The following is an 8,201-nucleotide window of genomic DNA, read 5'->3' as shown; positions in this document are numbered from 1 at the left end:
AAAGGCTACAAGAAATACCTGTACCGCATTCCAAAGAGAGGCGGAACGAAAAATCCCAATCCCAAATCGATGCACCGTTAGATACGCAAAAAAGCCCATTTGACTAATCACACTGAAAATAAATCCAACTCCCAGCAGCCAAAAAGCTACAGAAAGCAACTCCTTCCCGTCAAAGCTTTGGAACAGCCTTGCATACTGATCCCACTTTAAAATAAACCCGACTAAAATAGTGCTAATTCCCCCAAGAAATAGTGTGGAAAAAAAAAGATGTACCCATTTCCGGCTGTTCACGACATAATCCCCCAGTTTCTGTATGTTCTAACTTAAATTGTAACAACCGAAATTTTAAAAAGCTAGTCGGTAGTGCGCATAATTTTTACCAAAATATTTATATTAAGAAAAGCGGGCATGCTAGAGGAGTTAGACAGTGTCACAAAGGTTATATCTGCTTTTATACCCAAAAATAGAACTCAGCGAAAGGAGCTCCGGTTAATGAAACGGATTCCGTTTATACTGCTATCGTTTCTACTCTTTCTTACAGTAGCAGCATGTGCTCAAGAGAATACTACAGCTCAATCTGAATTAGATTACGATCAGACGAAAAAAATGATTGTCGATATTCTAAAAACGGATCAAGGAAAGAAAGCCATTCAGGATGTGCTAATGGATGAGAAGATGAAGCAGGCTCTTATTCTTGATGAAACTGTTGTCAAGCAAACCATTCAAGATACTATGACCTCCGAAGAAGGGCAGAAATTTTGGGAAAAGATGTTTAAGGATCCTCAGTTCTCCTCAGCCTTTGCAAAAAGTGTACAAAAGGAGCAAGGAGAACTCATGAAGGTGCTTTTAAAGGATCCGCAATACCAAGCTGGGGTTATAGAAATTTTGAAAAACCCAGAGATTGAGAAGCAAATGCTCGATGTGATGAAAAGTAAGGAGTATCGCGTATATTTACAGCAGATGCTGAACGAAACCGCTGAAAGTCCGCTCTTCCAAACAAAAATGATTGATGTTATTAGTAAAGCTGTCGAGAAAGCAAGCAAGAGCTCGTGATAAAAATAAACCTCTTCATATGAAGAGGTTATTTTTGTTTCATCACAATTGCTTCGATAACGGTTTCCGCAATCTCATTATATATTTGTCCAATTTGATGTGTTTCATCGTATACAGAAGGTGCAAAATCATCCTCATTCCAGTCAGGCTGCTGAAGCGGAATTTGACCAAGTAGAATCGTCTGTAAATCCTCAGCAAGCTTTTTGCCCCCGCCTTGTCCAAATACATATTCCTTCTCCCCGGTTACCTTGCTTTCAAAATAAGACATATTCTCGATAACCCCAACTATTTCATGCTCTGTCCGTAATGCCATCGCACCAGCACGCGCAGCAACAAAAGCAGCTGTTGGATGCGGCGTCGTCACGATAATTTCTTTACAAGAAGGGAGCATAGAATGAACATCTAAAGCAACATCTCCCGTTCCTGGCGGCAAATCCAATACGAGATAATCTAATTCACCCCATTCTACTTCTGAGAAGAAATGGTTCAACATTTTACCGAGCATCGGTCCGCGCCAAATAACAGGTGCATTATCCTCTACAAAAAAGCCCATCGAGATAACCTTTACCCCGAAACGCTCAACCGGGATAATGCGCTCACCGCGTACAACTGGACGTTTTGTAATCCCCATCATATCCGGTACACTAAATCCATAAATATCCGCGTCAATAATCCCTACTTTTTTTCCAAGACGCGCTAACGCAACTGCAAGGTTTACGGAAACAGTCGATTTACCGACACCGCCTTTACCACTTGCAACCGCGAGAAACACAGTTTTCGATGTCGGAGATAGCAATGTATCCGGCGCTTCTCCCTCTGATACACCAAGATTTTTCAGCTCCTCATCTGTAAATTCAGTAAAACGAAGGCCTACTGTAGATGCCCCCAAATCCTTTACAATTTTTACAATCATACTCTGCAGCTGCATTTGCTCTGGAGTACCTGTTTTAGCAATTGCGATTTTCAAGCTTACATGTGCTTTTTCCGGCTTTAAGCTGATTTCTTGAATAGCGCCTGTTTCTTGAAATGTTTTATGTAAAAATGGGTCTTGCAACTGCTCAAGTGCTTGTACTACCTGCTCTTTTGTTACCATATTCGTCCACCGCCTGTAAGAAATTGTGAGGAATAGTGCGTTTTCATTTTTAGTATATCATACTTTCAGTTTTCACTATTGAAATCTCCCGCCACTTAACTTCACTTTTCCTAAAGAGCCTTCGTTCGAAAGCGGAGATTCTTCCTGCGAATACTCAGCTAACACTCATTTTTTAGCAAGTGCTTCGGATCACCCCGACCTTGAGAACTACAACTTGTATGAAAAAACCCTCCTACTATTTAGTCAGGAGGATTTCCTTTCTCAGTAAAATACCGCAGCACACCTCTGTATATAGCAGCTGCCACCTTTTTTTGATATGCTTCGGATCTCAAGAGTTGGCGTTCATTAACATTAGACAGAAATCCTGCTTCTACAAGCACACCGGGCACCTTAGCATGCTTAAGGAGATAGACATGATTGATGATTTTAGCTAATCGATGTGTATTTTCTAAGCTATTACGAAGTTCTGCCTGAATAAATTTGGCTGCTCGTTCATTTTCTACTAGAGAACGGTTATAAAAGGTTTGTGCCCCTCGGGAGCTGGAGATTGGGATTGCGTTTAAATGAATGCTAACGAAGAAGTCTGCATCGGAATTATTGACAATCTCTACCCGCTTACGTAAATCCTCTACTTTCCTTCTGCTATATCCTTTTGTATCCTCGTCAGCCAAGTCCTCATCCTCGTCACGCGTCATAATAACAAGGGCTCCTTGCTCCTGTAAGTAATCCTGCACCTTTTTTGCAATCTTAAGCGTAATTTCTTTTTCTACAACCTCATCACCGCCGACTGCCCCACCATCAGGTCCTCCATGTCCCGCATCCAACACTATAATTTTCCCCGAGAGAGGTAAATTCCATGCTTTCCATGACTTTGTAATCTGGAATTCATACCGTACGAGAAAAAAAAGTACAATAGCTGCTAAAGCGAAGGAAATCAATTTAATTTTTCTCATAATTCCCCCTCCTGCAAGTCCTCTACTTACTTATATGGGACAAGGAGAGAGAATATGAGTAGTTAACGTAAACGAAGTCGATATCTTCGTTCTCCTTTTTCATATCCTTCCTTCCACCAGGAGGAGATGAAATTTTCACATACTTCATATAGCTTTTGCCGGCATTCCTTTGGAAGGTCAGTCAGCGGCACGGTTGATAAAAAATGAAACAGCATTTCTGTTAAGCTTTTTTCCTCAAATATAGATCGTTTTCTCACCTGAGGCAACGACTCCCCGTAGTAACCAAATTTGCTGTAACGAGCACCGAGCAAGTATGACTCAACCGCTAGCTCTATACAATACTCTTCACAATGTCGTGTAAACTGGGATGTCTTTGTATACTCAAAAAAATATTGCTTTATATCACTTCGAAGAGAGGCCAGCGAAATTTCACGAAGCAGCCTCCGTTCATATTTCAATTGCTTTTCACGTCGTTTATCTTTTAGGGTAGTAATGACATTCAAGTTTATGCACCTCCCTATTCCGTAGTCTAAACGTACAAGAAAGGAACATGCCAATTAAAATATTCCAAAGGGAAAACATAATAAGAACGGAGGAGAAAGCATAATTTACACGTACGATACAATTCGTATACTCCACACTGCCATTATTTCAGTTCGAACATAACCTTTGCAGACATCTGCTGAAGAGTACACTAAAAGATACATTTTTTATACAAAACAAAAAACCCCAAGCCAAAAGGCTTGAGGTTTTGCATACAATATTAACGTTTTGAGAACTGAGGTGCACGACGAGCGCCTTTAAGACCGTATTTCTTACGCTCTTTCATACGCGCATCACGAGTTAATAGACCCGCACGTTTTAAAGTTAAACGATACTCAGGATCCGCTTTTAGTAATGCTCTTGCGATACCGTGACGAATTGCACCAGCTTGACCAGTGTAACCGCCGCCGCCAACATTAACAAGAACATCGTAGCTGCCTAAAGTTTCAGTCGCAACTAGAGGTTGCTTCACAACTTCACGCAATGCAGCGAATGGAATATAGTTTTCAAATTCACGACCGTTGATAATAACGCGTCCTTCGCCAGGAACGAGACGCACGCGCGCTACTGAACTTTTACGACGTCCAGTACCATAGTATTGTACCTGTGCCAAAGTAAACCCTCCTTTTAATAATTATCCGCGAAGTTCGTAAACTTCTGGTTTTTGTGCTTGGTGTGGATGCTCAGCACCAGCATATACGTTTAATTTTCTAAACATTTGACGGCCAAGACGGTTTTTAGGAAGCATGCCTTTAACTGCAAGCTCGATCATTTGTACAGGGTAGTTTGTACGCATTTCTAGAGCTGTTCTTTGCTTCAATCCGCCTGGATGCATGCTGTGACGATAGTAAATTTTATCGTTCAATTTGTTACCTGTTAAGTGAATTTTTTCAGCGTTGATGACGATTACGTGATCGCCAGTATCAACATTTGGTGTGTAAGTTGGTTTGTTTTTCCCGCGCAAAATAGAAGCTACTTCGCTTGCAAGACGACCTAAAGTTTTACCTTCAGCGTCAACAACATACCATTTACGCTCAACTTCGTTAGCCTTTGCCATGAAAGTCGTACGCATGTGTTTCCCTCCTGTTCAATGTCAATAATAGAATTCTTGTTTGTTTATTCTAACACGATGAAGTTCCGGGGCTTTATCGTGGTTTTAGAAACAATACCATATGTTATAATATCGCCTTGCCAAACTAATGTCAAGAAAATGTTACACCAGGATTAGTTGTTATAGGCTTTATATTTGCCCCCAATTTATTCCTGATCCAAAATTCTTAATAATTGACCTGCCATAAATATAAACCATGACCAGGTACTGTCTTCCCAGCCAAGCGTCTATCCATCTTCTTTAGGATGCCTGGGATCTCATCTGCATGCAGCTTCCCCTGCCCCACATCAAGCAATGTGCCGACCATAATGCGTACCATATTGTACAAAAAACCGTTGCCTACAAAGCGGAATATAATTTCCTCGCCCTGCCGCAGCACATCAATCTCATATATCGTACGCACCTTGTCCTCTATTTCCGTTTTAGCAGAGCAAAAGGATGTGAAATCATGTGTTCCCTTTAAATGCTGCATAGCCGCCTCGATGGCCTCTATATTCAAACTGTAGGGATAGAGATATGCGTAGTGTCTAAGAAATACATTCTTCCCTCTTCCAAGCATAACCCGATAGCGGTATTCCTTGCTCACTACATCATAACGGGCGTGAAATTCTGAGGACACCGCTTCTGCGTGATGTACCGCAATATCATCAGGCAACTGTGTATTTAACGCGGCAATCCAACGTTCCTGAGCGATCTCAAGAGGGGTATCAAAATGAATAACCTGCCCTTGTGCATGAACGGCTGCATCCGTCCTTCCTGATGCATAAATGCGAACCTCCTCGCCCTTATGCATTCTCTTCAATACTGCTTCTATCTCCTGCTGCACCGTACGCTTCCCCGGTTGAATTTGGTAGCCAAAGAAGCCAGTGCCGTCATAAGAGATAGTACACTTCATTCTTTTCATAGCCACTCTCCATTATGAACGAATCCAAACTAAAATAAACGCTGTTACCAGCAAGCTTACAAATGCTGCACTGTCCCGGAAATGCCAAAGAAGCTGACGAAATTTTGTTCTTCCTTCGCCCCCCTGATATCCTCTTGCCTCCATGGCGATCGCCAAATCCTCGGCTCTTTTAAAAGCACCAATGAACAAAGGAACAAGCAATGCAACAACGGCACGCAAACGCTCCTTGATAGGCCCTCCTGTAAAATCAACTCCTCGTGATGCCTGTGCCTTCATAATTTTCTCTGCCTCTTCCATCAACGTTGGGATAAAGCGCAACGAGATCGACATCATGAGCGCGATTTCATGAGCCGGTAAACCAATCCTTTTAAACGGTGAAAGTAATGACTCTAGCCCATCTGTGATCTCAATGGGTGTTGTTGTTAATGTTAGCAGCGTTGTCATCATGATGATTACAAGAAAACGAATAGAAATATAAATTCCCTGCTGCAGCCCTTTTTCATGGACAGCTACGGGGCCCAACTCAAACAAAAGAGTTCCTTCCTTCGTTGTCAATACATGAAGAAGGAAGGTGAACAGGAAAATCCATAGCATTGGTTTTAAACCCGTTAAGATGTAACGAAAAGGTACTCCCGAAAGAGCTGCAGGCAATAAGGAATACAGCAGCAATAAACCGTAGGAAGCAGAATTATTAGCAAGAAACACAATAAACACATAGAAGAAAACGATAGAGAGCTTCGCACGCGGATCGAGACGGTGAATAAGAGAGTCCCCTGGTATATACTTTCCAATCATCAATTGCTGCATTACCGCCTCTCTCCCTTCCGTATCAATTGAAGCAGCTCACTTGTCAGCTTCTCTATTGTAAGCGTGGAAGCAGGTAAGGATATACCGCACGTTTCCTCAAGCAGCTTTTTGTATTGAAGGGATAGAGGAAGAGATACACCAATGCCTTCTAGTTCATTCGAATAAGAAAATACATCTGTCGGCTCCCCCTGCAAAAACACAGTACCGTTATGCATAACAATTACTTCATCTGCATAACGTGCAGCATCGTCCATATTATGTGTCACAAGGATAACAGTAAGATCTTTTGCTTTATGAAGTTCATAAAACATATCCATTAATTCCTGTTGCCCTCTTGGATCAAGTCCAGCTGTTGGTTCATCAAGCACAAGTACCTCAGGATCCATTGCTAAAACACCAGCAATGGCCACTCGCCGCATTTGGCCCCCGCTTAATTCAAATGGTGATTTGTCTAGGAATTCTTCAGGAAGCCCAACCAAACCGATCACATCTCTTGCCTTTTGCTTTGCCTGCTCTTCTGTTGCACCAAAGTTTATCGGCCCAAAGCAAATATCTTTTTCTACTGTTTCTTCGAAAAGCTGATGTTCAGGAAATTGAAATACAACGCCTACCTTTTTACGAAGCGGCTTAAGCTTTTTCTCTTTTTTCCGAGATGAAATGACTTGTTCTCCAACTTGAATTTCCCCAGCAGTCGGCTGCAGCAAGCCGTTCAAATGCTGAATGAATGTAGATTTTCCTGAACCTGTATGTCCAATAACAGCATAATAGCATCCGCTCTTTAAACGAAGATCAATATCGTAAATTGCAAGCCGCTCAAACGGAGTGTTCCGTTGGTAACGATGCTCTACCTTTTGAAATATAATGTCCAAAGCTCATTCACCAAACTTTCCATTGTAAGATGCATGGATTGTAACGGAACAGTCCCTTTTTGCAGGCCTTCTGCCAATTTTACAGAAAATGGAACATCCAAACCAATCTTCCGTAACTCATCACCATATCGAAATACCTGTTCCGGTTTTCCTTCTCTTAAAATACTTCCTTCATTGAGAACAATCACTCTATCAGATTGTGCAGCTTCCTCTAGGTCATGCGTAATCGAAAGAACAGTAGCCCCTTTTGTGCGCACAAGCTCCCGTACCGTTTCTAGTACTTCTCTTCTCCCTTTTGGGTCCAACATTGAAGTAGCTTCGTCTAAAATAAGAATAGATGGCTCAAGTGCTAAAATACTAGCTATTGCAACACGTTGTTTTTGACCGCCCGACAAGGAATGAGGCTCTTGATTCTCATATTCCTTCATACCGACAAGCTGAAGTGCATACTCAAGACGCACAGCCATCTCAGCTCGAGACATTCCGATATTTTCAAGACCAAATACAATGTCATCCTTAACAGTTGTACCAACAAACTGATTATCAGGGCTTTGAAATACCATACCGATTTTCTTTCGGACATCCCAAATTGTTTCTTCTGACAGGACAATTTCCCCGTCTATTGTAATGGTTCCCTCACTCGGCAAGAGCAGTCCATTTAACAACTTTGCTAAAGTTGACTTACCGGAACCATTCTGACCGATAATACTAACCCATTCCCCTTTTTGTACAGAAAAAGAAATACCTTGCAAAGTATACGAATGGGCATGAGGATATTGGAACTTTAACATATCGACACGAAGTTTCTCCATAACCGCACACCCCCAGGCAACATTTCCTAAGAAATAATCAATTTCGACATTAGAGC

Annotated in this window: 11 protein-coding genes (1 of these 11 running past the window's edge); 1 reads left to right on the top strand and 10 read right to left on the bottom strand. The window is 41.8% G+C overall.

Going from position 1 to position 8,201, the window contains the following annotated elements; all coding sequences use genetic code 11:
• Window positions 1-291: the 5' end (the start) of a KinB-signaling pathway activation protein gene (locus AC6HZ4_RS00905; RefSeq protein WP_497493175.1), read on the bottom strand. It extends 306 nt beyond the left edge of the window; 291 of the gene's 597 nt are visible here — the first part of the coding sequence; it begins with the start codon at window positions 289-291; its stop codon lies off the left edge, out of view.
• A gap of 201 nt (window positions 292-492) precedes the next feature.
• On the opposite strand from AC6HZ4_RS00905, the gene gerD reads away from it, so the two are divergent.
• Window positions 493-1,053, top strand: coding sequence for a spore germination lipoprotein GerD (gerD, locus tag AC6HZ4_RS00900; RefSeq protein WP_497493174.1), 561 nt, complete (start codon window positions 493-495; stop codon window positions 1,051-1,053).
• Window positions 1,054-1,081: 28 nt separating this feature from the next.
• Here the strand turns inward: gerD and salA are convergent, their stop codons facing one another.
• The 9 genes from salA to AC6HZ4_RS00855 all read right to left on the bottom strand — a co-directional run bounded on the left by salA (window position 1,082) and on the right by AC6HZ4_RS00855 (window position 8,145).
• Entirely contained in the window at window positions 1,082-2,146 is a 1,065-nt protein-coding gene (gene salA / locus AC6HZ4_RS00895; protein WP_497493173.1) for an iron-sulfur carrier protein/transcriptional regulator SalA, read from the bottom strand.
• A gap of 239 nt (window positions 2,147-2,385) precedes the next feature.
• The gene (gene cwlD / locus AC6HZ4_RS00890) at window positions 2,386-3,099 is read right to left on the bottom strand and encodes an N-acetylmuramoyl-L-alanine amidase CwlD (protein ID WP_497493172.1); all 714 of its coding nucleotides are present in this window, start codon (window positions 3,097-3,099) and stop codon (window positions 2,386-2,388) included.
• A gap of 62 nt (window positions 3,100-3,161) precedes the next feature.
• Window positions 3,162-3,602 (bottom strand): DUF2521 family protein, encoded by a 441-nt coding sequence (locus tag AC6HZ4_RS00885; RefSeq protein WP_497493171.1) that lies wholly within the window; start codon window positions 3,600-3,602, stop codon window positions 3,162-3,164.
• Between the two features lie 260 nt (window positions 3,603-3,862).
• On the bottom strand, window positions 3,863-4,255 hold the full coding sequence (gene rpsI, locus AC6HZ4_RS00880) for a 30S ribosomal protein S9 (protein ID WP_129730391.1): 393 nt from the start codon (window positions 4,253-4,255) through the stop codon (window positions 3,863-3,865).
• A 21-nt stretch (window positions 4,256-4,276) separates the two neighbouring features.
• Window positions 4,277-4,714 (bottom strand): 50S ribosomal protein L13, encoded by a 438-nt coding sequence (gene rplM, locus AC6HZ4_RS00875; RefSeq protein ID WP_497493170.1) that lies wholly within the window; start codon window positions 4,712-4,714, stop codon window positions 4,277-4,279.
• A 205-nt stretch (window positions 4,715-4,919) separates the two neighbouring features.
• Window positions 4,920-5,657: a tRNA pseudouridine(38-40) synthase TruA gene (truA, locus tag AC6HZ4_RS00870; RefSeq protein ID WP_497493169.1), complete on the bottom strand. Its 738-nt coding sequence runs from the start codon at window positions 5,655-5,657 to the stop codon at window positions 4,920-4,922.
• A gap of 12 nt (window positions 5,658-5,669) precedes the next feature.
• Window positions 5,670-6,464 (bottom strand): energy-coupling factor transporter transmembrane component T family protein, encoded by a 795-nt coding sequence (locus tag AC6HZ4_RS00865; protein WP_497493168.1) that lies wholly within the window; start codon window positions 6,462-6,464, stop codon window positions 5,670-5,672.
• Window positions 6,464-7,333, bottom strand: a complete 870-nt coding sequence (locus AC6HZ4_RS00860) for an energy-coupling factor ABC transporter ATP-binding protein (RefSeq protein ID WP_497493167.1) — start codon at window positions 7,331-7,333, stop codon at window positions 6,464-6,466. Before AC6HZ4_RS00860 ends, AC6HZ4_RS00865 begins: the two co-directional genes overlap by 1 nt.
• Window positions 7,309-8,145, bottom strand: a complete 837-nt coding sequence (locus AC6HZ4_RS00855; protein WP_497493166.1) for an energy-coupling factor ABC transporter ATP-binding protein — start codon at window positions 8,143-8,145, stop codon at window positions 7,309-7,311. The genes AC6HZ4_RS00860 and AC6HZ4_RS00855 overlap by 25 nt, the downstream gene beginning before the upstream one ends.
• Window positions 8,146-8,201: the final 56 nt, after the last annotated feature.

It is taken from the genome of Ectobacillus sp. OTK, assembly GCF_059698935.1.
This window is presented reverse-complemented; position numbering and strand designations above follow the sequence as displayed.